Source organism: Thermostichus sp. OS-CIW-20, from assembly GCF_054061455.1.
The window spans coordinates 1-23,257 of the sequence record NZ_JBSSEF010000016.1; the positions used below are offsets into that span (position 1 = coordinate 1).

The 23,257-nt window shown below is 60.3% G+C and carries 21 protein-coding genes; 10 read left to right on the top strand and 11 right to left on the bottom strand.

Annotated features, from left to right (window positions below):
• Window positions 1-111 precede the first annotated feature (111 nt).
• The 4 genes from ACVWXC_RS07370 to ACVWXC_RS07385 all read right to left on the bottom strand — a co-directional run bounded on the left by ACVWXC_RS07370 (window position 112) and on the right by ACVWXC_RS07385 (window position 6,021).
• Window positions 112-867, bottom strand: a complete 756-nt coding sequence (locus ACVWXC_RS07370) for a response regulator transcription factor (RefSeq protein ID WP_011430714.1) — start codon at window positions 865-867, stop codon at window positions 112-114.
• Between the two features lie 147 nt (window positions 868-1,014).
• Complete coding sequence (locus ACVWXC_RS07375; RefSeq protein WP_457391900.1) at window positions 1,015-2,793, bottom strand: ABC transporter ATP-binding protein; 1,779 nt, start codon at window positions 2,791-2,793, stop codon at window positions 1,015-1,017.
• Between the two features lie 150 nt (window positions 2,794-2,943).
• Window positions 2,944-4,284 carry an FIST signal transduction protein gene (locus tag ACVWXC_RS07380; RefSeq protein WP_011430716.1) on the bottom strand — a complete coding sequence of 447 codons (1,341 nt, stop codon included), beginning with the start codon at window positions 4,282-4,284 and terminating at the stop codon, window positions 2,944-2,946.
• A gap of 93 nt (window positions 4,285-4,377) precedes the next feature.
• On the bottom strand, window positions 4,378-6,021 hold the full coding sequence (locus ACVWXC_RS07385) for a LysM peptidoglycan-binding domain-containing M23 family metallopeptidase (RefSeq protein WP_228375256.1): 1,644 nt from the start codon (window positions 6,019-6,021) through the stop codon (window positions 4,378-4,380).
• 348 nt (window positions 6,022-6,369) lie between these two features.
• Here ACVWXC_RS07385 and cysS point away from each other — a divergent pair, with 348 nt between their 5' ends.
• Window positions 6,370-7,890, top strand: coding sequence for a cysteine--tRNA ligase (gene cysS / locus ACVWXC_RS07390; RefSeq protein WP_011430718.1), 1,521 nt, complete (start codon window positions 6,370-6,372; stop codon window positions 7,888-7,890).
• A 23-nt stretch (window positions 7,891-7,913) separates the two neighbouring features.
• Here cysS and ACVWXC_RS07395 read toward each other — a convergent pair whose 3' ends face one another.
• The 6 genes from ACVWXC_RS07395 to ACVWXC_RS07420 all read right to left on the bottom strand — a co-directional run bounded on the left by ACVWXC_RS07395 (window position 7,914) and on the right by ACVWXC_RS07420 (window position 14,361).
• A complete protein-coding gene (locus tag ACVWXC_RS07395; protein WP_457391897.1) occupies window positions 7,914-9,443 on the bottom strand; it encodes a S10 family peptidase in 1,530 nt (509 codons plus the stop codon).
• 84 nt (window positions 9,444-9,527) lie between these two features.
• Complete coding sequence (locus ACVWXC_RS07400) at window positions 9,528-10,121, bottom strand: hypothetical protein (RefSeq protein WP_011430720.1); 594 nt, start codon at window positions 10,119-10,121, stop codon at window positions 9,528-9,530.
• Between the two features lie 196 nt (window positions 10,122-10,317).
• Window positions 10,318-11,340: a thiamine-phosphate kinase gene (gene thiL, locus ACVWXC_RS07405; RefSeq protein ID WP_457391895.1), complete on the bottom strand. Its 1,023-nt coding sequence runs from the start codon at window positions 11,338-11,340 to the stop codon at window positions 10,318-10,320.
• Between the two features lie 83 nt (window positions 11,341-11,423).
• On the bottom strand, window positions 11,424-13,028 hold the full coding sequence (kaiC, locus tag ACVWXC_RS07410) for a circadian clock protein KaiC (protein WP_011430722.1): 1,605 nt from the start codon (window positions 13,026-13,028) through the stop codon (window positions 11,424-11,426).
• Between the two features lie 25 nt (window positions 13,029-13,053).
• Complete coding sequence (gene kaiB / locus ACVWXC_RS07415; RefSeq protein ID WP_011430723.1) at window positions 13,054-13,356, bottom strand: circadian clock protein KaiB; 303 nt, start codon at window positions 13,354-13,356, stop codon at window positions 13,054-13,056.
• Window positions 13,357-13,359: 3 nt separating this feature from the next.
• Window positions 13,360-14,361: a circadian clock protein KaiA gene (locus ACVWXC_RS07420; protein ID WP_240527350.1), complete on the bottom strand. Its 1,002-nt coding sequence runs from the start codon at window positions 14,359-14,361 to the stop codon at window positions 13,360-13,362.
• A gap of 454 nt (window positions 14,362-14,815) precedes the next feature.
• On the opposite strand from ACVWXC_RS07420, the gene ACVWXC_RS07425 reads away from it, so the two are divergent.
• The 7 genes from ACVWXC_RS07425 to ACVWXC_RS07455 all read left to right on the top strand — a co-directional run bounded on the left by ACVWXC_RS07425 (window position 14,816) and on the right by ACVWXC_RS07455 (window position 20,970).
• Window positions 14,816-15,748 carry a nucleoside hydrolase gene (locus ACVWXC_RS07425; RefSeq protein ID WP_011430725.1) on the top strand — a complete coding sequence of 311 codons (933 nt, stop codon included), beginning with the start codon at window positions 14,816-14,818 and terminating at the stop codon, window positions 15,746-15,748.
• A gap of 23 nt (window positions 15,749-15,771) precedes the next feature.
• A complete protein-coding gene (pgsA, locus tag ACVWXC_RS07430) occupies window positions 15,772-16,344 on the top strand; it encodes a CDP-diacylglycerol--glycerol-3-phosphate 3-phosphatidyltransferase (RefSeq protein ID WP_099813062.1) in 573 nt (190 codons plus the stop codon).
• 118 nt (window positions 16,345-16,462) lie between these two features.
• A complete protein-coding gene (gene ruvC, locus ACVWXC_RS07435; protein ID WP_041439100.1) occupies window positions 16,463-16,927 on the top strand; it encodes a crossover junction endodeoxyribonuclease RuvC in 465 nt (154 codons plus the stop codon).
• A gap of 66 nt (window positions 16,928-16,993) precedes the next feature.
• Window positions 16,994-17,641, top strand: a complete 648-nt coding sequence (locus tag ACVWXC_RS07440) for an LON peptidase substrate-binding domain-containing protein (protein ID WP_011430728.1) — start codon at window positions 16,994-16,996, stop codon at window positions 17,639-17,641.
• Window positions 17,642-17,770: 129 nt separating this feature from the next.
• Window positions 17,771-18,502: an alpha/beta hydrolase-fold protein gene (locus ACVWXC_RS07445; protein WP_457391892.1), complete on the top strand. Its 732-nt coding sequence runs from the start codon at window positions 17,771-17,773 to the stop codon at window positions 18,500-18,502.
• Window positions 18,503-18,547: 45 nt separating this feature from the next.
• Entirely contained in the window at window positions 18,548-19,606 is a 1,059-nt protein-coding gene (locus ACVWXC_RS07450; RefSeq protein ID WP_011430730.1) for an ATP-grasp domain-containing protein, read from the top strand.
• Window positions 19,607-19,782: 176 nt separating this feature from the next.
• A complete protein-coding gene (locus ACVWXC_RS07455) occupies window positions 19,783-20,970 on the top strand; it encodes a GNAT family N-acetyltransferase (RefSeq protein WP_011430731.1) in 1,188 nt (395 codons plus the stop codon).
• A gap of 5 nt (window positions 20,971-20,975) precedes the next feature.
• Here the strand turns inward: ACVWXC_RS07455 and ACVWXC_RS07460 are convergent, their stop codons facing one another.
• Entirely contained in the window at window positions 20,976-21,650 is a 675-nt protein-coding gene (locus ACVWXC_RS07460; protein WP_457391889.1) for a LuxR C-terminal-related transcriptional regulator, read from the bottom strand.
• 160 nt (window positions 21,651-21,810) lie between these two features.
• Between ACVWXC_RS07460 and ACVWXC_RS07465 the strand changes: the two genes are divergently transcribed.
• Window positions 21,811-22,557: a rhomboid family intramembrane serine protease gene (locus ACVWXC_RS07465; protein ID WP_011430733.1), complete on the top strand. Its 747-nt coding sequence runs from the start codon at window positions 21,811-21,813 to the stop codon at window positions 22,555-22,557.
• 50 nt (window positions 22,558-22,607) lie between these two features.
• The gene (locus ACVWXC_RS07470; protein ID WP_457391887.1) at window positions 22,608-23,249 is read left to right on the top strand and encodes a Uma2 family endonuclease; all 642 of its coding nucleotides are present in this window, start codon (window positions 22,608-22,610) and stop codon (window positions 23,247-23,249) included.
• Window positions 23,250-23,257 lie beyond the last annotated feature (8 nt).

Consider the following 23,257-nt stretch of genomic DNA (forward strand, 5'->3'; position numbering starts at 1 on the left):
TTTTACATACCTAGCCATACCAAGCAGCCATACTGAACATACTGGGCATTATTTTCAGTATAGTCCAGCATATCATTGACTAGAGTCATGCTCTCCTACGGCAGGTGGTTTTTACGGGGAAGAGGAGTCTTTTGCCAGTTCCGGCTGCAGCGGCTGGGGATCGGCAATGTTGGGCAGCTCCAGACAGTAGCCCGCCCCGTAGACAGTTTTGATGTACTGGGGGTGGCGCGGATCCGGCTCCAGCTTGGTGCGCAGATGGCGGATGTGGACGCGAATGGTCTCGATGTCGTCGTCGGGCTCGTAGCCCCACACTTCCTGCAGGATTTCGCTGGGGGAGACTGTCTGGCCGTGCCGCTGCATCAGGCAGTGGAGCAGGTCAAACTCCAGGTGGGTGAGCTTAATGGTTTTGCCAAACCACACCGCCTCGAAGCGCTCTGGCACCAGGGTGAGGGGGCCATAGGTGAGGATCTCGCCGTGTTTGGCCGTCTGGGGAATGCGATCGGCACGTCGCAGCAGGGCCCGCACCCGCACCAGCAGCTCCTGCACCTCAAAGGGTTTGGTCAGGTAGTCGTCGGCGCCAGCGTTGAAGCCCTCAATCTTGTCTTGGGTTTGGCCGAGGGCGGTGAGCATCAGGATCGGGATCTCGCTGGTGCGCTCCTCCCGCCGCAAGCGCTGGCAAACCGTCAGGCCGTCCACCTGGGGCAGCATCAGGTCGAGAATGATGAGATCCGGAAGAACCTGCAGAGCCAGTGCTTGTCCGCGTACCCCATCGGTGGCCTTCACGACCTCATAGCCCGCCAACTCCAGATTGATACGCAGAATATCCAGAATTGAAGGGTCGTCCTCAATGATGAGTATGCGAGCCATATCCGGTTGCAGTCCAAACTGCGGATAAAACGTTTTGTTAAATCAGCTAACAAGAGTCCAAAGCTTTACGACTCAAAGTTTACTTAATTCTAGCCTCATTGCAAATCTGGCCGGGAGGCGGGTGGGCGCGGCTCCAGGGGAGACCCTTCATCCGGCTTGGCGGGCACGCTTTTTCGGATCCCCTTTGGGAATGGCGGCGATGAGGCGGCGGGTATAGTCCTGCTGCGGGTTCCGGTAGATCTGAGCGGCAGGGCCAATTTCTTCGATGCGGCCTCGGTTCATGACCAGAATGCGGTCGCTCATGAACTTGACCACGCTTAGGTCGTGGGAGATGAACAGATAGGTCAGTCCCAGCTCCTCCTGCAGATCCTTGAGCAAGTTCAGCACCTGGGCCTGTACGGAGACATCCAGGGAAGACACTGCCTCGTCGCAGACGAGCAGGCGCGGCTCCGAAGCCAGGGCGCGGGCAATGCAAATCCGCTGCCGCTGCCCGCCGGAAAACTGGTGGGGCAGACGATCCAGCGCCTCGGGATCCAACCCGACTCGTTCAAACAGGCGTTGGGCTCGTGCTCGCCGCTCGGCGGCGTTTCTCCCCATCCCGTGCAGCACCATCGGCTCCATGACGCTGGCTCCCACACTCATGCGCGGATCCAAAGAGGCTGCCGGATCCTGAAAGATAAGCTGGATCTCGCGGCGCAAGCGGCGCAGGCGCCGAGGCGGCAGGCGGAGCCAGTCTTCTCCGTCGTAGATTACCTGGCCGGAACTGGCGCGGATTAGACGCAACAGGGTTCGCCCCAGGGTGGTTTTGCCGCAGCCGGACTCGCCCACCACCCCCAGGGTTTCGCCTGGATACAGGTCGAAGCTGATCCCGTCCACAGCTCGGATCTCGCCCACCTGGCGGCCCAATGGCCCGCGACGGACGGCATAGTGGGTGCGCAACTCCCGCACCTGCAACAGAGGGGGCTGGCTGCATATCTGGCGCAGCCGTTCTTCCTCTTCGGCGGCTGGGATCTCCAGTTGCTGCCACCGCTCCTCGAGGGATCCCCCCTTTTCCTGGAAATCCTGGACGGTGGGCAGCCGCCGCAACCGCCGCTCCAACGGTGGGCGACAGGCCAGCAGGCCGCGGGTGTAGGGGTGCTGGGGATCCCAAAAGATCTGTTTCACCGATCCTTGTTCCACGGCTTGGCCCCGGCACATCACCACCACCTGATCCGCCAATTCCGCCACCAAATTGAGGTCGTGGGTGATGAAGAGGATCGCCATCTGTCGCTGCTGCTGCAGATCCCGGAGCAGGCGCAAGATCTCGGCTTGCACCGTTACATCCAAGGCGGTAGTCGGCTCATCAGCAATCAACAGCTTGGGGTTAGAGGCGATGGCACAGGCGATGGCCGCCCGCTGGATCTGGCCGCCGGAGAGCTGATGGGGATAGCGCTCCAGCATCTGGGGAGAAAGCTGCACTTCCTCAAACAGGCGGATGGCTTGGGCGCGGAGCTCCGCTGGGGGGAGGGAGCTGTGGGCCCTCAGGGTTTCCCGCAACTGCTGGCCACAGGTGTAGAGGGGGTTGAGGGCGGTGCTCGGCTCTTGGAAGATCATGGCGATCTGGGAGCCGCGGTAGCGCCGCCGTTGCCGGGGATCCAGCCGCAGCCAGTCCACTGTTCCCTGGGGGCCCTGAAAGAGAATGGTGCCTTCCACCCGAGCGGAGCTGGGCAGCAAGTCCATCAGCGTCAGGGCGGTTATGGTCTTGCCGGATCCGGATTCCCCCACTAAGCCCAGGACTTGTCCGGCCCCCAGTTGAAAGGACAGCCCATCCACCACCGGGGATCCCAAGCATTCTGCCTGGCTGCCGGCAGTGCGGCTGGGCAAGAAAACCCGCAACCCCTGAACAGTCAGAAGGGCAGAAGTGACAACCGGAGCGACATCGGCCATGGCTGAGGGCGGCGATCGAGGGATTGGCAGGATTATAGACCACCGCTCCAGCTTCCCTTCTTTCCCCGCTGGGGCATCTCCAGGACTTCGGCAGCGTCGCTGAGGGAGTCTGGGTCTCAGCTACAAACTCAGCTCAGGATTGCCAAAACCTTAGCGGGCGGGCCGGAAGATCCCAAAGCAGGAGGTGTAGCCGTGCAAAAAGGTGGATCCCCCCACCGGGCCGATCTCGCCGTTGCAAAAAAAGCCCCCCAGGGGTAGCTCTCCCAGCAATTCCCGAAACCGTTGCGAGTCAAAGTTGGGGGTACCGTACAGCCCCTTGCCTCGTCCCAGGCAGGAGAACATCAGCGCCCCACAGGGATCCGGCTTGGGTTGAGAGGAGCGTTCTGCGGGGTAGCTTTGCTGTAGGTTGCGCTCGGCACAATAGCGGCTGAGGGCCCACCGCAGATCTTCCGCCGAAGTCTGGGCATCGCGCAGATGAAACTGCACCGTCTGGCCGGGGCGCACCCGATCCCCGATGGCGATCGCCCCCACCCGTGGATCGATGCCCAGGATCACGCGAATGAGAAAATCTCCCGACGTCGGCTCGGATTTGAACTCGTCCATCAGCAGGCCGATGAAGAGAGCTTGGCGGGCCAAGCGTTGATCCGATGGGCTGAGCCGTTCGGCCAAATCCTGTAAGACCGCCAAAGGAGGACGCCCCTCCAAGCTGAGGATCACATTCCCCTCCGCTTCGGTGACGCGCAAGGGATCCCCAATCGGGCGACATCCCTGAGCCACCACCGCATCTAGCACCACGTTGCCGGAGAGGGCCAGCCCCACCGTGCCTTCCCGATACAGCTCCCGCCGGGGTGTGGGGGTACGCGCATCCAGCAAAAACAGAGCATTGCCGCGAGGGCCGCGGCCGCCACTGGCCAATCCCCCCACCTTGACCGCCCCCGGATAGGCAAAATCCAGCCCTTGCAACAGCTCAGAGATTCGAGAGGAAAATCCATCCGCCAAGAGCAGAAAATGGGGCTTGCTCTGCGGCAAAACTCCAACCAAGTCTATCCAGGCCGAAGGAGGTGCATCCAAGTCGGGCAATTGGTTTCCCCGCAAATAAAAAGGGTGCAAGGCCACATCCGGCAGCACCGCCAAAGACAGCGACAGGGCCGGCCCCTCCTCAATTTCATGCCCCCCACCCACGATCCCGCCGCCGGAGCAGCCGATCAAAACGTCCACCTCCAACAGCTCCGACAACAGGGGCAGCACGCGAATGTACTCGCTGGCAAAGGCCGCCGACACAAACAGGATCCCCAAGTTGGGCCGCAGCGGCTGAGAGGGGACGTACCCGGTGAGCAGCCCCGGCAGGCTGCCGGATCCCACCGCCTGCACCTGTCGCGTCAGGGCGCTCTTCAGTTGGGCTACCTGGAGCTTAGCCTTAGCTTCCTCCACCACCTGCCGCAGAGCCGCTTCCAGAGAAGGGAGCTGGGAGAGCGCGTTCACCCACTGCATCGGCGTGTTCCTACGGTCTGGAGTTTGCTTTTTTAGGCTAGCAATTTATGCCCGGGACTGGCTGTTCTGCGCAGCCTCTTGTTTGAAACGTGTTTAGGGCAGATAGGGCCGCGGATCCACAGGCGCGCCCCCGCCGGGGCGGACTTCAAAGTGCAAGTGTGGCCCTGTGCTGCGGCCCGTATTGCCCCGGCTCATGATTACCTGGCCCTGCTGCACATACTGGCCCTTGGACACATAGATCCGGTGACCGTGGGCGTAGCGGGTAACGATCCCGTTGGGATGGCGAATATCGACGCGATTGCCGTAGCCATCCCCGGCATTGCCGGCAAAAATGACCTCCCCCTCCTGAACGGCTACAATGGGGGATCCCACCGGGCCGGGAATATCGACCCCCGCATGGAAGCGACCGCGACGGTAGCCAAAGCCGGAGGTGATTTGCCCCGCAACCGGCCAGATGAAGCCACTGCTGCGGGCCGGAGGAAGAGCTGGAGGAGGAGCTGCCGGCGCTGGCCGAGCTTGGGATTGGCTCCGGGCTCGTCGCCCGGGGGCCGGCGGGGCGGGCTGCGTGCCAGGCGCCGGAATTGTCAGGCGTTGGCCAATGCGTAGCCAGTGGGGATTGCGCAAGTGGTTAGCCTGGATGATCGACCGCTGCGTCACCCCATAGCGAGCGGCAATCCGCTCGATGGTGTCGCCAGCTCCCACCGTGTGGACCAGCGAGCCACCGGCCAAGAGGGCCTGTCGTTCTTGCTGCATCTGCTGGGCCTGGCGTTGCTGCTCGGCCTGTAATCGAGCTTGTTCCTGGGCTTCCTCTTCCTGGCGGCGGCGTTCTTCTGCCTCGCGGCGGGCGAGCATCTCGTTCTCGCGCCGGATCAGCTCGCCCACATCGCCGGGGATGAGCAGTCGTTGGCCAATGCGCAGATACTCAGGCCGATCCAGGGGAGTTGCCTCGATGATCCGCTGCTGCGGAACCCGGTAGCGGTTGGCAATGTCTTCCAGTGTATCTCCCGGCTTGACGCTGTAGATCAATCCCGGCTGGCTGGGGATCAGCAGCTTCTGCCCTGGCCGCAGCGGCGTACTGGCTTGAATGCCGTTGGAGACAGTGATGGCGGCGGCATCGAGCTGGTACATCTGGGTCAGATGCCAGAGGGTTTCCCCCGGCTGCACCTCATGCTCGAGAATGCCTCGGGGCCCTTCCCCAGTCGGGATCTGGCCCGCCTCGAAGGCTTGCCGCAGTTGGGCTTTTTTTTGCTCGTAGTTCTGCTGCAGGGCGCCGGACAGCGTGTGCACCGAGGGCGGAATCGGCTCCGCTAGCCGGGATCCCCAAGGGTGACGAGAAAGCTGGCGTTGATGCAGCGTGGCCACCCCCGCCAAGCCCAGCATGAGCAAGAGGCCGGTGGCCCACCTCGGGTAGCCCCGTCGCGCCGGAGCCAAGGTCGAGGGATCTGGATTTTCTAGCTCGGCTGGCTCATCGGAGGGGGCCGGCCCCGACTCTTCCAGGGCATCGGCGTGGGGATCGGCCTCCAGCTTCAGGAGCCACACCAGGCCCGTTAAGCTGAGAGAAAGGGCTAAGCCAGCCCACCGGAGTCTTGACGGGGCAGACAGAAGTGCCGGCTCTCCCCCCTCGGCAGCCCGCTCCTGAGCGGTCGGGATCCCTGCCGGATCCTTGGGCGGAGAAAGGGTGCTCACGGCAGCGCTATGGATGTCCAGCTCCCTCCCCTGGGCATCTGAGAACGTCAATCTTTGGGGCATCCTCACACCAACAGGCTGACACTAGAGTGAAAGAGAAGATGTCAAAATTGAGGCCAGCGGCCCCTTGCTGCAAGCTCCACCGAGGCCGGTGAAGCCCAAGCGCAGTTCGATAATGAATACGTTGGTTCGCACTCAGGTTAGAGTACCGTAGTTAATAAATCTAGACAAGTCTTTGCAGGTAACTTCAGCTAAAATGCTTGTCCCACAATGATTTCAGCCTTCGGCCTGTTGAGATTTTGTCGAGCCTTATCCGATGTAGAACAGAGTGTGCCACCGTGCCGATCTGGAAGATAAAGCCCGCTTTGCTGTAGCTGAAACTACAAACCAGGATTCTCCATGACTTTGGTTGTCTACAACACCTTGACTCGCCGTAAGGAAGTGTTTCAACCCTTCGGTGGCTCTGAGTCCATTTCTGCCGACGAGGCGGCGGGCGGGGAGAAGCCGCTGGTGCGGATGTACGTCTGCGGCGTCACGGTTTACGACCTCTGCCATCTCGGCCACGCGCGCACCTATGTGGTGTGGGATATGGTGCGTCGTTACCTGGAGTGCCGCGGCTACCGGGTGAAGTATGTGCAGAACTTTACCGACGTGGACGACAAGATCCTCAAGCGGGCCTTAGAGCGGGGCGAGTCGATGCAGGCGGTGGCGGAACGCTTCATCGCCGAGTATTTCCAAGATATGGATCGCCTCAACATCAAGCGGGCCGATCTCTACCCCAGGGCAACCCGATCGCTGCGGGCCATGTTCGAGCTGATCCAATCGCTGGAGCTCAAGGGCTTTGCCTACCGGGTACGGGATCCCCTCGCCCCTCAGGGGGAGACTCCTGCTTACGATGTCTACTATGCCGTCCGTAAGTTCCCGGATTACGGCCAGCTCTCCGGTCGCAAGCTGGAGGAGCTGGAGGCAGGGGCCAGCGGCCGGGTGGGAGAAGAGGGCGCTGGCAAACGGGATCCCTTTGACTTTGCCCTTTGGAAGGCGGCCCCCCCTTCCGAGCCGGGGTTTGAGTCCCCTTGGGGTTGGGGGCGACCGGGCTGGCACATCGAGTGTTCGGCCATGGTGCGAGAGACTCTGGGGGATCACATCGACATTCACGCTGGTGGGGCAGACCTCATTTTTCCCCACCACGAGAACGAGCTGGCCCAATCCGAGCCAATTACCGGCAAGCCGCTGGCCAAGTACTGGCTGCACAACGGCTTTGTCAACGTCAACGGCCAGAAGATGTCCAAATCTTTGGGCAACTTCACCACCCTACGACAGGCCCTTGCCCTCTATCACCCCATGGCCCTGCGGCTGTTCCTGCTGCAGACCCATTACCGCAGCCCGATTGACCTCACTGAAGCAGCAATGGAGGCGGCCAGCCACGGCTGGGAGACTCTCCAAAAAGGGATCCACTGCGCCCAGCAGTTTGGCCAAGGGGGATCCCCCGATTCCGAGGCGATGAGGGCTTTCCAGACGGCCATGGACGACGACTTCGGCACCCCTGGGGCGCTGGCTCTTGCCTTTGAGCTGGCCAAGGAACTGATCCGCGAGCACAACCTCTTGACCCACCAGGGCCACACCCACCTGCAGCCGCACTTGCTGAGGCAGAAGGGCGCCGCCCTGCTGGAGATCTTGGCCACGCTGGGCTTCTGCTGGCCCCAGCCTGCCCAGGGATCCGAGAAAGCTGCCGCCAACGGGGAACTGGCCAAGCTTCCACCCCTTGAAGACGCGCGGATTGAAGAGCTGGTGGCCCAACGCACGGCGGCCCGCAAGGCGAAAAACTTTGCCGAAGCCGATCGCATTCGGGAGCAGTTAAAGGCTCTGGGGATCACCCTTATCGACCAAAAAGACGGCACCACCCGTTGGCTGCGGCAGTAGGCAGGCGGGGTTGGGATTGCCCATCACGCAGGGATCCCCGAGCTGGAAACGGCCTTTCGGTAAAACTCAGCCATTTCGGCAAACCACTCGGCCCGCGAGGGATCCCAGGTGTAGAACATGTGGCCGCCGCGGTAGTGGCGCAGGGTGAGGTTGGCCTTGAGGCGGGGATCCAGCTTCATCAAATCCACCAGGTGGTTGGAGGCAAAGTAAGGGGTGACCAGGTCGTAGAAGCCGTGGTGAATGCTCACCCGCATGTGGGGGTTGAGGGCCATGCTGCTGCGCAGCTCGTCCATGGCGCCGATGAACCCTTGCTTGAGCTCCCCCTTGGGGGCGAAGCGCCAGGACTTGAACACCTCTAGGTTCAGGAGGTGATAGGTCAGCTCCGTGTCCACCTGCAGGGTCTCCCGCAGGTGGCTGTTGATGGCGGCAGTAAACAGGCGATCTACCCCATCTAAGGTGGGATCGGATCCCTCGAAGGTAGGCCGATCCGGAAAGGGATCCACGGTGGCTACAGAGGCGTCGTAGAGCCCCAGCACCAGCCGCTGGGAGCGCAACAGCTCGCGGGCAAAGCTGGCCGGGTCGATCCGCCCCCCCTTGTGGGCCACATACTCCGGCGAGAGTCCGATCCCTGCCGCCATCTCCGCGTAGATGGCCTGCCGCTCCGCTTCTGGCATCGCCTCTCCCATGGCCAAGAGGGGCAACAGCCGCTGGCGGGCAAAGCCTTCTGCTTTGGGCAGCAGGATCTGCAAATCCTCCCCCCAGCCACACCGCCCATGATAGGCTGCTGTGGCGACATAGGAGGGGAAAAGCATTGCCCAGGTGCTGAGGTTGTAATCGGTGGTCTCCAGCAGCCCGAACTCGATGGCCGGCGAGATGAGAATAGCCCCCGACAGGCCCACGCCAAACTTGGCTTGCAGCTCCTTGGCCAGCCGCGCCACCCGAAAGCCCCCGTAGCTCTCGCCGGCAATGAAAATGGGAGAGAGCCAGCGCTTGTAGCGCGAGAGGAAGCCCTGGATAAACTCGCCCAAGGATTGCAAATCCCGCTCCACGTCCCAAAAGGGAGCCTCCTTGGGGGGCTCGTCTTCCTTTTCCTCCGCCTGGGTGGGCTTGGCCGCCGGATCGGATTTTTCCTGAGAACTTTTGACGTCTTGAGACTCCTTGGGCAGGGCGCGGCTGAACCCCGTCCCCACCGGATCGACAAAGACCAAATCAGAAAACAGCAGCCAACTTTCGCCGTTATCCACCAGTTGCACTGGCGAGGGCGGCAAGCTGCCGTTGGGCCCAAAGCGGAGGCGTCTCGGCCCCAGGGATCCCATGTGCAAATAGGCAGAGGCCGCCCCCGGCCCGCCGTTGAAGACGAAGGTGAGAGGCCGCTGTCGGGAGTCAACCTCCTGCCTCAGATAGGCGACGTGGAAGATCTCGGCTACCGGCTTTTCCCGCCGGAAGAGGGTCTGCCAGCCGGCCACCGCCCTGTAGGGGAAGGACTTTCCCCCGGCGTTGAACGTGTGCTCCGTGGTGTGCAGGACAGGAGTGGACTTGGATTCTGCAGGCATAGAGACACGGGATCCACAACTTGCTGATCCAGTGAATCACAAGTTGCCGGATCTCCACCCCTGCCTTGGAACAGAAGCCGGGGATTACAGGGTGAGCGGCGCTTCCAAAGTCAGATTAAACGACTGGCCGGGGCGCAGCACCACCACCTGGGGAGCGGTTACATTGCCCACCACCACGCCAGCCACTGCCCCGCCTAGAACATTGCCCGCCGAGACGCCGCCGCTGATGGCTCCCAAAAGGGTGCCTGCGACTGCCCCGATGGCTGCATCCTGGGCGATGGCCTCAGCCGAATACTGGCGGGGATCCTTCTCGTCGTGGAGGATGCCGGAAGAGGCCTGCAGGCTATAGGTGCGACCGCCGAGGACGATGGAGGTGGCAACAAAGCGGGATCCGCCCGGTGCCGGTTCCATTTGCCCAAAAACGCGGCTGCCCGCCGGGATCACCAAACGCCCCTGGTTGTCGAAAATGTTTTGCGTGACGGCCACCTCCAGCGGGTAGATGGTGTCGGGGTAAAAGTATTGCGGCCCTTCGCTGCTGAGGCTGCCGACGGGAATAATCGTCCCCTGCTCAAGGCGGTAGGCACCCAATTGGAAAAGCGGCTGGGCCTCTCCTGGCAAGGGGGCCAGCAGAGGGATCCCTGCCAAACCGATCGCGGCTGCTGCTAAGATAGCTTTCATCCAGAAGTCTCCAATTCTCCGAAGTTCTGCACGTGCCCGCGGCCTTTTCGGGCCGAGGTTTGTCCTTTTGCGGTTTTCTCTACACTTCCAGGTTACCCAATCCCAGTTCCGGTTTCCTTTCCGACTCGAGTAGCTTGGTTTTCAACTTTGGGCAGTTTTGAGCGGCCTAGGTGGCCAGTGAGTTTTTCAGACAGGCTCAAAAGTGCTGGAAGGCCTGCTGGCGGCTGAGGATTTGCCCGTCCTGCAACCGCACCGTCCCCTGCGGATCCCAGCCGGTTACTTCCCCAATCCAGGCGGCTCCTGGCAACTTTTCCAACAGATGCTTGGCCACCGACACCTCGGCACTGAGAAGCAGCTCAAAGTCTTCGCCCCCATAAAGCGCCCACTCCAAAGCTTGGGCCGGGAACGCCTGGCGCAAAGCCACCGAAATCGGGATCCGCTCCGCCGCGATCCGCGCCGCTACCCCACTGCTCTGGCACACCTGCACCAGGGCGTCCGCCAAGCCATCGCTGGTGTCCATGCCGGCCAGGCGCAGAGGACCGGGGAGCGCTTCCAAAAGGGACAGAACATCCAAGCGCGGGCGCGGGTATTGGTGGGCTCTGATCAACTGCTGCCGCTGTGCTGCCGTGGCTGAGGATCCCTGTTCGGGATGGAGCAGCAGCTCCAGGCCGGCCCGCGCGTCGCCGTGGGGCCCTGTGACCACCAGCCAATCGCCCGGCTGAGCCCGTCTGCGCTCAATCGCCCGCCCCGGCTGCACCGATCCCAGGGCCGTGATCGCCACAAACCGCTGCGGCGACCGACACAGATCCCCCCCCACCAATTCTGCTCCCCAACGGGCACAGCAGGCCCGCATCCCTTCGTAGAGCTCCTCTACCCAAGCCACCGGCGTGGATCCCGGCAGGCCCAAGCCCACCACCAACGCCTGCGGACGGGATCCCATCGCTGCCAGATCCGAGAGATTGGCCGCCACCGCCCGCCAGCCCACCGCGTGGGCCGGGGTTGTCACGTCGCTAAAGTGAACCCCCTCCACCAAGACATCGGTGCTCACCACCAACTGCCCCTCAGGAGCGGGCAACACCGCCCCGTCGTCTCCCACCACCTGGGCAGGACAGTAGCGCTGCACGATCTGCAACAGCCCCGCCTCGCCGATGGCCGAGATGGGCGTGGGAGAAGAGCTGCTCTTGGGTTGAGGGAAAAAGTCGGGAAGATCGCTGAACAAAGGAGCCCCTGGCGGATGCACGCAGCCAAAAACCTATGGTTGCAAAATGTTAGGGGCAGTTGGCGCCGGTCAAGCCCAAGCCCCTACTCGTCCAAAGATTGGACATTTTGCACAATTCGAGAGAGCTCGTTCTTCTCATCCACATTGATGCGGGTCGGGGATCCGCTGATAATCCGCTCGTAGCCGCGGAAGGAATCGCGAATTTGAATCCCCGAATCCGAGATGAGGTACTCGCGGATGCCCTTGTCATGCCAGGATCCCCGCATTTTAAAGACGTTGAGCGCCCGTGCCATCTCGCCGCGAATCTCCACATACTGCAGCAGAATGATTGTGTCGGTGATGGTGGAGATGTGCGACTCGGTAATGGAATGGGATCCCATGAATTGATCGGTGGTGTTGGTGAAAAAGCCGGTGATCTCCTCCTGCTTGGCCAGGCCGGTTACGCCGATAACAAACTGTCGAAAAGCATTTTGGCTCACACCCCGCGCCAGCGCCGACAGCGAGTCGATGGCCATGCGGGAGGGCTTGAAGGCCATCATCTCGGTTTTGATCTTCTGCAGGTGGTCTTCCAGGCCGGCGGACTCGGGGTAGGCGCAGATGATCTTAAGGAGGCCTTGCCGCTCAAACTCCTCAAAGTCGATGCCCCAGGAAGAGGCATTGCGGGCAAGCTGGGCCCGCGACTCTTCGTAGGCAAACAGGATGCAGCGCTCCCCATTTAGGCAGCCTCGCTCGAGGAACTTGCTCACCAGCGAGGTCTTGCCTGTGCCGGTGGCGCCGGTAGCCAAGATAATCGAGTCTTTGAAAAAGCCACCGCCGCACATCTCGTCCAGCTTCTCGATGCCGGAAGAGACGCGCACGTTGGAAGAGCGCTGCGTCAGTTGCATCGCTCCCAGCGGGAAGATGTTGATCCCCTCGTTGGTGATGGTGAAGGGATATTCCCCCTTCATGTGGGTGGTGCCCCGCAGCTTCAGGATCTCGATGGTACGCCGCCGCTTCTCCCCCTCCAGGATGTTGCGCAGGATCACCACGTTGTCGGAGACGAACTCCTCCACCCCATAGCGGGCGATGGGGCCGTACTCCTCAGTGCGCTCGGTGGTCATGACCGTGGTGACGTTGGCCTGCTTGAGGCGGGCTGTCAGGCGAAACAGCTCCCGCCGCACCACGCCCGCCGGCTCATACTGCTGAAAGATGGCCGTTACCGAGTCGATGGCCACCCGCTTGGCTTTGTATTTGCGAATGGCATATTGGATGCGCTCGATGAGGGCCGACAAATCGAAATTGCCGCTTACCTCGTAGCCCTCCGGATCCGGCGAAGCATCCAGAATAAAGAGCTGCCCCTTGTCGATGAGGGCCTGCAGATCCCAGCCGAAGCTGGCGGCGTTGCGAATGATGTCGGCAGGGGTCTCCTCAAAAGTAACAAAGATCCCTGGCTCCTGGTACTTGACAATGCCGTTGTAGAGAAACTGCAGGGCAAACAGAGTTTTGCCGGTGCCGGAGGTACCGCTGACCAAGGTGGTGCGGCCCAGGGGCAGCCCGCCGTGGCTGATGTCTTCAAAACCCTCGATACCCGTCTGTTTTTTCGGGATCCCCCGCGGCTCGGGCCCGCCCAGGAAGTAGGTCGATGGGATCCCCTCCGCGGCGTTACCTTGCAGCTTTTCTGACTCAGAAGGTTCCAATGGTTGGTTCATGCCCCTCTCTCCCCTAAAACCTGTCCTAAGCCTCTTCGTCCAATTCTTCGTAGAGCAGATCTAGGCCGATGAGCACCTTCTCTCGGTTGGACAGATCGCCGATAATCTTCCGCACCGGCGGCGGCAGGATTTTGGCCAGGGTCGGTGTTGCCAGGATCTTATCTTCCTCTGCCAGTTGCGGATTTTTCAAGACGTCGATGACTTTCAGGCTGTACACGCCGCGGAACTCTTTTTCCAGAATGTCTTGCAAGGTGCTGAGGGCGCGCAGAGAATTGGGGGTATTGCCCGCCACGTAGAGCTTGAGGACATAGGCTTTGCGAGTGGACATAACCTAGGGATCCCTTGGGGCAGATTTGGGAATGGAGCGGCGGTACATTTCGCTCAGGTGGGCCATCACGTCGATGAGAGTGAGGCGGTAATCCAGCAGGATCTCTTCGCTGCGACCCTCCAGTTTTAGTTGTTTGGCAAAATCCTCCATTAGGTTCATGTGCAGCTCCAACAGTTGGGCGGCGCCGATGTCGGCAAAAAAGGCAAGGGCCACCAGCTCGTCGATGCGGGCATTGACGGTCTCAGGAGATTGAAAATACTCCAGGACAATAGCCTGGTAAAGGTTACGCAGCCGCCGCATGAGGGCCTGCTGCTCGTCGGGGGGCAGGTGGCGGTAGAACAGCTCCGGATCCCGATGGTAGTACACGCCGGCGTAGCCGAGGCGTTCCCGCAGCTTTTCCGCCAGCCGCCGCTGCTGCTGGTGCGTGTAGAGCAGGTAGGGCTGATCCTTGGGGTGAGGGTTTGCTGCAGGCAGGCTGCAGGTGGGGGAAATCTGGAGAAACAGGGCAATGGCTCGGTTGATCAGCAGCTCCAAGGGAGAAGCAGAAGGAGTGGCCTGGGATCCCTTTGGCGGCAACAGCTCTGACGGCGAGACGAGGCGAACCAGAGTGGCGTTGTGGTAGAAAAACCGCTCCCGCTTGAGCAGAGCTCTCGCCCCCGGAGGAACAGGGGGGGAGGACGCTTCGCCGGAGCGGCTGGCGCCGCCTTCCGGTTTGAGCTCTTCCGACACAATGGCCACCACTGTCGGCAGCAACAGTCCCTGCTTGCAAAGCTGACAGCCCAACGCCTCCAGCTTGTCCAGCCGCGTCGCTTCCACCAGCAGCACCAGGCAGTCCGGATGGTTTTCCTCCCCTCGCAGAGCCTCCAGAAAGGCTTCCGGATCCTGGAAGACCTCAGCCACAAAGCGTTCTGGCGACAACAAAGCCTCTGCCGCCAGCGGCTCTCCAGCAGGCGGCTCCCAGTCGAGCAAAAGGCTGATGTGCAGTGGGTGGGTGTCGGGCTTCAATAAGGATAGAAAACGATAAGAACCGCCTTCGATCTTAAATCTTCTTAAACCTGACCGGAATCTGCCTTGGCCTTCAGAGTCAGCCAAGGGAGACTCAAAGAGAGCATGACTCTAGTCAATAATAAGCTCAACTATACTGAAAATAATGTATAATATGTTCAGTACGGATTACTACCAGTTGATCTTTCTGTTTACTTTCGAGTCTGCCAACATGGTAGCCAAAGCAAAGCAGAAAATTGGTAGTAAGACGACACGGAAACTGCGCTTTGGGTATTCTACTCAAAGCTTTGCGGGATACCGCCATTCTGTTTGGACTCCGTCCCGCTAACGCGAATGGAAACAAGCAGAATGCTATCGCTGCATAGTTGAACAGTGATGTTCAGCAGTGTTCAGCGTAAATGTATCAGCGTGCCATTGCCGCCTACACTAGGGGTGAAAGGCCTCTGGGAGCCCTATGGTGCCCCTGATCATCGATTGCGACCCCGGCCAAGACGACGCGGTGGCCCTGCTCCTGGCGATGGCTTCGCCGGAGCTAGAGGTGCTGGGCATTACCACGGTGGCCGGCAATGTCTCTGTGGAAAAAACCAGCCGCAACGCCCGGCAGATCTGCGAGCTGGCCGGCTGCCCGCAGATGGCAGTCTATGCCGGCTGTCCCCGCCCGCTGTTGCGCCCGCTGCAGACTGCCGAAGAGGTGCATGGCAAAAGCGGGATCGACGGGGCCAACTTGCCGGAGCCCCAGATGCCGCTGGGATCCCTGCACGCCGTGCAGTACCTGATCGAGACCTTGATGGCGGCGCAGGAGCCGGTTACCCTGGCGCTGCTGGGCCCGATGACCAACTTGGCAGTAGCCCTGGTGCAGCAGCCCCGCATCGTGGAGCGCATCCGACGTCTGGTGTTCATGGGGGGATCTGCCTTTGAGGGAAACACCACCCCGGCCGCCGAGTTCAACATCTTCACCGATCCCCATGCTGCTCAGATCGTGCTCAGCGCCGGGATCCCCGAGGTGGTGATGCTGGGCCTGAACGTTACCCAGCAAGTCCTCAGTACGCCGGAGCGGATCGAGCGGATCCGCGCCCTCGGCACGCGGGTAGGCCAGACGGTGGCCGACATGCTCGCCTTCTACGGCAAGTTCGACATCCGGCGCTACGGCCTGCCGGGGGGGCCGCTGCACGATCCCTGTGTAGTCGCCTACCTGCTGCAGCCGCAGTTGTTCGAGCTCAAGCCCTGCTACGTGGAGGTGGAGACGGCTAGCCCCCTCAATCTGGGCCGGACGGTGGTGGATCGCTGGGGGCTGAGTGGCCGCCCCGCCAATGTGCAGGTAGCTTTTGGGGTGGATGCCGAGGAGTTTTACCGCCTGCTCACCGAGCGCTTAGGCCGCTATCGGTAGTCGAGGTCGTCAAGGAGGTCGAGGTGAACCCTACCAGCCCAGTCCTAGTTCCCAAGCCGGCGTGGCTCAACCTGCCCACCGCCATCACCTTGCTGCGCCTTGGAGGGATCCCTTTGATTCTGCTGGGGCTGGGCCTGGGATCCCCGCTGGGGCAAGGGCTGGCTTTCTGGGCGTTTTTGCTGGCGGCGGCAACTGATTGGCTGGACGGCCACTTGGCCCGCCGCTATGGGCTGGTGACCGATGTGGGCAAGGTTCTGGATCCCCTGGTGGACAAGCTGCTGGTGCTGGCCCCGCTGCTGAGCCTGCTGGAGCTGGGGCGGATCCCCGCTTGGGGAGTGTTTTTGTTGGTGGGGCGAGAGCTGGCCATCGCCGGCTGGCGGGCCAACCAAAGCCAAATCCGCGGCGCCAATCTCTGGGGCAAAGCCAAGACGGTCGCCCAAATCCTGGCCATTGCCCTGCTGATCCTGAACTGGCCTATCGGGATCCCCTGTTTTTGGGTGGCGGTGGCCCTCACTCTGATCTCGGGGTTGACCTATTTGTACACCGACCATGCCACGCCGGACGCCTCTGCCGGCAAGGAGAGACCCCCTGCCTGATCGCGTCAGCGGGACGGAGTCCTCTCGCGTCAGCGGGACGGAGTCCTCTCGCGTCAGCGGGACGGAGTCCTCTCGCGTCAGCGGGACGGAGTCCTCAGACCCCACCCCTGAGCAGCGTATCCTCGGCCTCGACCCGGGGTTGGGGACGGTGGGTTTTGGCTGCATCCTGGCAGGTGCCGGCGGACTTCGCTCCCTGGACTACGGAGTCATCAGCACCCCTGGGGAGCAATCAATCCCGGAACGGCTGCAAACCCTCTACGAGGATCTAAAGGAGCTGCTGCGCCAGTTTCAGCCCCATCAGGTGGGGTTGGAAAAGCTCTTCTTCTACAAAATGGGCAACACCATCCCCATCGCCCAGGCGCGGGGGGTGATCCTACTCGTCCTGGCCCAGTATCATCTGGTGCCGGTGGAGTTCACCCCTGCCCAGGTGAAGCAAAGCCTGACGGGCTACGGGCGCGCTGACAAACAGGCCGTGCAAGCCGCCGTGGCCCGCGAGCTCAATCTGCCCAGCCTGCCCCGCCCCGACGATGCTGCCGATGCCCTGGCCATCGCCATCACCCTTTGGCACCACCGCTTTGCTTAGGAATCGGTCGGTGTGGCTCCGTCGAGATCGCTAAACTAGACTCAGTAGCGCAAAAAGCAAAGCCTTATGCCTTCCTCTTCTGTGGACGTACGTGAGCTACCCCTGTTTCCCCTGCCAGAGGTGGTGTTGTTTCCGGGCCGCCCCCTGCCGCTGCACATTTTCGAGTACCGCTATCGCATGATGATCAACACCATCCTGGAGACGGATCGCCGTTTCGGGGTGCTGATGTTCGATCCCCAGACGGGATCCCCGGTGCGGGTGGGCTGTTGTGCCGAGGTGTTGCAGGTACAGCGGTTGCCGGATGACCGCATGGACATTTTGACCTTGGGGCAGCAGCGCTTCCGGGTGTTGAACTACGTGCGGGAAAAGCCCTTCCGGGTGGGGCTGGTGGAGTGGATTGAGGATGAGCCGACCACTGCGGATTTGCAGGGCTTGGTGCAGCAGGTTTCCACCCTACTTCAGGATGTGGTGCGCCTCTCCGGCAAGCTAATGGAGCGGGAGACGGAGCTGCCGGAGCGACTGCCCACTACCCCGATAGAGTTATCCTACTGGGTTGCCAGCCACTTTCACGGGGCTCCCCGGGAGCAGCAAGCGCTGCTGGAAATGGTCAGCACCGAAAATCGCCTGCGGCGGGAAGCCGAGATCCTCGAGTCCACCCGCAAGCACTTGGCCGCCCGCACTGCCCTCAAGGATTTGTTCTCCGAAATCTCCTAAAATTTCTTGGGATCGCTTGAAAGACGCAGGCCACGGGGGAGTTGTCAGCCGTTCTGGCGCTCGCGTTGCCACCCGTCTCAACGGCGGCTGCAAAAGCCGGCTGAGGTTCAGTGATTGTCCAGGGATCCGATGTCCTACCCTCGCCGTTATCTGCGCTTTGCCTCCCGGGTTCTGGGCCGAGAAATGGAGATGCTCCACTTTGGGCATCGCGGCTACCCGCTCATCTGCCTGCCCACCAGCAATGGGCGTTTTTTCGATCTGGAAGATCGCGGCATTATCGCCAGCCTCGGCCATCACTTGGAGCAGGGCTATTTGCAGGCCTTTTGCGTGGAAACCCTCGATTGGGAGGCCTTGTTCAACCGCGAGCTGGACGTGCCCCAGCGGCGGGATCGCTGGCTGTTGTTGGAGCAACACTGGGTAGAAGAGCTGATCCCCTACGCCAAAGCAGAAGCGCAAAATGACTTTCTGGTGGTGGCAGGCTTCTCTCTGGGGGCCACCCACGCCGTCAACCTCACCTGCCGGCACCCTGGCCTGGTGCGCCGTTGTCTGGCGCTGGGGGGGCCCTACGATGTGGCGGCCCTCGGCTCCGTCACCGGCTGGGATCCCCAACAGGCGGAACAGGAGCTGTATTTCATCAACCCCTTGGCCTACCTGTCCAACATGAGCCGACAACTCTGGGATCAGCTGGGCGGGCGCAACACCGAGCTAAAACTGCTCACCGCCCACCGCGACCACTGCCTCAACGACAATCTGCGCCTGGCAGAAGTCCTCCGCCGCAACGACATCCCCCATCACCTGGAGGTATGGGAAGGGGATCACGACTGGCCCACCTGGCAAGCGCAAATCCGCGCCTTCGCCTAGGATCCCTTGCAGAGGAGTCAGAGAGCTTTTGATGAGAGAGCCTGGATGATCGAAGACTACTGGGTTGGCAGCCTGCACTTCAGCGAGCCTTTTGGGGACGACACCCTGGCCCGTCTCAACGCCCTTCCCCCCATTCAAGCCCGCAACGGCCAAGCCTACAAGATCCGGGCGGAACATGTCACCATTCACGAGGTGAACCTGGATTACCGCACCAAGTACCGCCTCATCCTAGACCGCTTCAGCTACCTTTACCCCCAGGCCATCGGCCTGTTCATGGGCTTTGCCTTCAGGGGGGTGTACATCATCAACAACCCCTTCAGCTTTTACTACTACCTGCGCAACAAAGATGCCGCCTACATGGTGGTCAAAGAGCTGGGGATCTCCATCCCCAAAACTTACATTCTGCCCCCCAAGGAGGCCCCAGCTTTGAAAGCCGAAGATTTTAAGTATCACAAGTTCTTCGATTGGCAGGGGATGGCAGAAGATCTCGGCTGGCCAATCGTGATCAAGCCGGCAGAGGGACGGGAGGCCATCGGAGTCGAAATCGCCTACAACATGGAGCAGCTTCTCTACTTTTACGACCGCTCCGGATCCCAGGTGATGATGCTCCAGGAGAAGGTTAAAAGTCCTTATCCCTGGCAGATTCGCGCTCTCTGTATTGGCCGAAAGATCATCCCAATTAAATACATCTTTCGCAAGTTCGATGCCAGCGAATATCTGTTCGATCCAGAGTTTCTCACGCCGGAGATGGGCAAAAAAGTTATCGACACCTGCCGGATCATCAATCGGGCGTTGGGCTATGAAATGAACTCGGTGGAGCTGTTTATCGACGAACAAGGGGAGCTACAGGCCATTGACTTTAACAATCCGGTGCCCGATGGCCGCCTCAAGGCTTTGGGAGAAATTTTTTACAACGATTACCAGCAGGCCCTTTGCGATTTGGTCGTAGATATTGTGCGGGAACAGCGTCCTTTCGACTTCTTGCCCCCAGACGTCAACCGCTTTGCCCAGATCGCCCGGCGAGCCGACCTCACCCGTGAGCAGAAGTTTCAGATGGCTCTCGAGCTGGCCAACCGCTACTACGAGCCCAGGGATCCCGAATAAAATAACTTAACAAAAGCACGGTCTAGCGCTGGGAAAGCTTTGGGCTGGGCAAAGAGCAGTTGCCTGGCTTTCGTCTATGGGACCCTTGAGGCGCAGGGATTCCATCCTAGGTTGAGCTTAGAGGGGGGATCCCCTCCCAGCCGCGGCAGGGCAAGTTGGTCTATCCGGACAGGCAAATGTCAACCGGTTTGAAATTGCGCTGGTGCCACGATATTCGCGGGATCCCAGCATCTGCCTGGCAAGCGCTGCAGACGGAGCGCACCTCTCCTTTTTTGGAGTACGAGTGGCTGCACAGCCTAGAAGCCTCCGGCTGTGCCAGCCGCAACACGGGGTGGTTGCCCTGTCACCTGTTGGTGGAGTCGGATGGGCAACTCATCGCCGCTGCCCCCTTGTATTTGAAAAGCCATAGCCAGGGCGAATTTGTCTTCGACCAAGAGTGGGCTGCGGTTGCCAACCAACTGGGAGAACGCTACTACCCCAAGCTGATCGGCATGGCCCCTTTTACGCCGGCCACCGGCTATCGCATTCTCGTCCATCCCGACTACTCGGAAGCAGAGGTGTGGCCGTCGATGCTGGCTGCTATCGATCGCTTCTGCCAGGACAATGATATTTCGCTGTTCAGCCTGCTCTATGTGGACTTAGACTGGCGGGCCCAACTGGAGGCCGATGGATTGACTCCCCGAATTACCCACAACTACCAGTGGCACAATCCCGGCTATCGCTCTTACGAAGACTTTTTGAGCCAGTTCAACGCCAACCAGCGGCGCAACATCAAGCGAGAGCGGGCCGCCATGGAAAAAAGCGGCATAGAACTCAAGATCTACACCGGAGAGGAGATCACGCCGCGCCTTCTCTCTCTCATGTACGACTTTTACAGCAACACCTGCGCCCAATTTTGGAACTGGAGCAAATATCTCAACCGCCGCTTTTTCGAATCTCTCTATCCCAACTACCGGCAGCGGCTGGTGCTGGTGGCCGGGGAACGAAATACAGAAATTGTGGGGATGTCTTTTTGCGTCCGCAAAGGGGATCGCCTCTTTGGGCGCTACTGGGGCTGCCGAGAAGAGGTGAAGTTCTTGCACTTTAATGTGTGCTACTACGAGCCGATTGCCCTAGCCATCCGCGAAGGGATCCGCAACTTTGATCCCGGAGCTGGAGGATCCCACAAGATTCGGCGGGGATTTCCAGCCACTCCCGTGTATAGCTACCACCGTTTCTACCGCCCCAGGCTAAAGCAGGTGCTAATCCCCTATCTGAATCGCGTCAACCCTCTCATGTTGGCTGAGCTGGAGAGGGTAAATCAAAACGAGGTTCCCTTTCGAGAAGATATTCTACCCTCTCTGTCTACTCTTACGCGAGGTTAAATGAACTACCACTGGATAAGCTTTTTCTGAACGGCTGCCATACACATGGCAACGCGAGCGTTGATCTCATCTTCAGAGCCAAAGATATCCAGTTTCTCTTTGAGCCTTTGAATACAGTTTTGTACGGTTTTTTTGCTCGTGTGAATGCGGTCGGCGATGGCCTGGTCGGTGAGGGCCTCTTTGCAGAGCAGGTTCAAGACCTCGATTTCCCGCTCCGTCAGCTTTGTTAAGCCGCGCAACTCTCGCGGCATGCGCAATTCCCCATTGAGGGCACTTTTGGCTCCTTCCAAGAAGACACTGCGCCGCTCCATTTTGTTGACGGCGGCAAATCCGCCCTGGTGCTTGCTGATTAGGCCCACCAGGGGAGTTAGCAGCAGCGGCTCGCTGGAATAAACCATCACGTTCAGGGTGGGGTAGTTCTCGAAAATATGGCGCAAGAACTCTAGGCCCGGCTCGGCAGACTGTTCGCCGCTGGTTTGGCCGTAGAGCAAGTCGGCTACTACCAAGTCCGGCTGTTCCCGCTGCAGGCGCAGGATGGCGTCCATCGGGTTGGAGACTGCGATGCACTGAGCATCGGCTGCAAGCCGTTGCAGCCATTCGCAATTGTTTTGGGCGACCTCGGGATGATCCTCGACAATCAAGAACTTGAGCGGGGCAGTTCGGCTCTCGACCTCAAACATCGATCCACTCCTCCAAATCCAGCGTCGGCTGCGGGGGGACGGCCAAAACCCCTTTGCAGTTTAGGGATCCCACCGACAAACTACCCTAGTGTAGCCCCAAGTTGGGCCTGAGAAGGCGCAGCAGGGTAGGCTAGAGGGTGATGTTAACCGGATCCCGACTGTGGTACCCCTGCAAGATCGCAACCCAACCACCCGCACTGCCTACGTTACCTATGCTTTGGTGCTTATCAACATCCTGGTTTTTGTGTATGAGCTTACCCTATCACCGCAAGAGCTGGCGGCTTTCTTCCGAGAGTGGGCAGTGGTGCCAGCGGAACTGACGGCCAGCTTTCGGGGGGAGGCCACCTCTTCGCTGCGCCCCGAATGGGTAACGCTATTTACCTCGCAATTTTTGCACGGGGGCTTTTTGCATCTTGGCGGCAACATGCTCTTTTTGTGGGTTTTCGGCAACAATGTTGAGGATCGCTTGGGGCATGTGCGCTACCTCATTTTTTACCTGACTTGTGGAGCCTTGGCCGCCCTAACCCAGTGGTTTTTCGATATGGAATCCACCATTCCTTCGCTGGGGGCAAGTGGGGCCATTGCCGGGGTGTTGGGAGCTTATATCTTGCGTTTCCCGCGAGCTGAGATCCTGACTTTGGTACCCCTGGGCATTTTTATCACAACCGTCTACGTTCCCGCCTGGGTGTTTTTGGGTTTTTGGTTTGTACAGCAGGCGTTTTACGGCATCGCCAGCCTGCAGACGCCCACCAACATCGGCATGCAGGGGGGAGGGATCGCCTACTGGGCCCACGCGGGCGGCTTTGTGTTTGGGGCCATCTTGGGGCCGCTGATGGGGTTATTTTCTGGCAAAAGCCCTTATGACCGCCAAGCCGCTTGGCGACAGCCCGACAGGGACCTGTTCTGATTGAACCTCAATCCTTTTTGTGTCAGAGACCAACTTGAGAGGAGGAAATCATGGTTCGTCTGTCTGCCAAGCCCCTAACCCTGGAAGAGTTTCTGCAGCAGCCAGAAGCTCAACCCGCCAGTGAATTCATCGAGGGAGAGATCATCCAGAAGCCCATGCCACAGGGAAAGCACAGCCTACTCCAGGGGGAGCTAACTTCTTTTATCAACGCAAACCTCAAACCCAAACGCCTCGGGTGGGCATTTCCAGAGTTGCGCTGCACTTTTGCCGGCTATGCGATTGTGCCCGATATTTCTGTGATCGCCTGGGATCGGATCCCTGTGGATGAAGATGGCACCATTCAAAATCTCATTCCCTTTTGCCCAGATTGGATGATCGAGATTCTCTGTCCCGATCAAAATCAAATGAAGCTGGTCAAGAAAATTTTGATCGGCTTGGCCCACGGCTGCCAGATGGGGTGGATCGTAGCTCCCGAAGAAAGGCTCGTTTTCGCCTACCCTGCCGGACAGCAGCCAACCGTGCATGAGGATCCGCAAGAGCTGATCCCCGTTCCCGCGTTTGCCCAAGGGATCCAACTGACGGTCGAAACGTTGTTTGGTTGGATGCGGGTTCGAGCTGACGAGAGCGGCAAGCACAGCGGAGATACACAGGCGGGGCACTCGCCTAACCCCAGCCCTTCCGGTGCCCAGTGAGAAAAAAG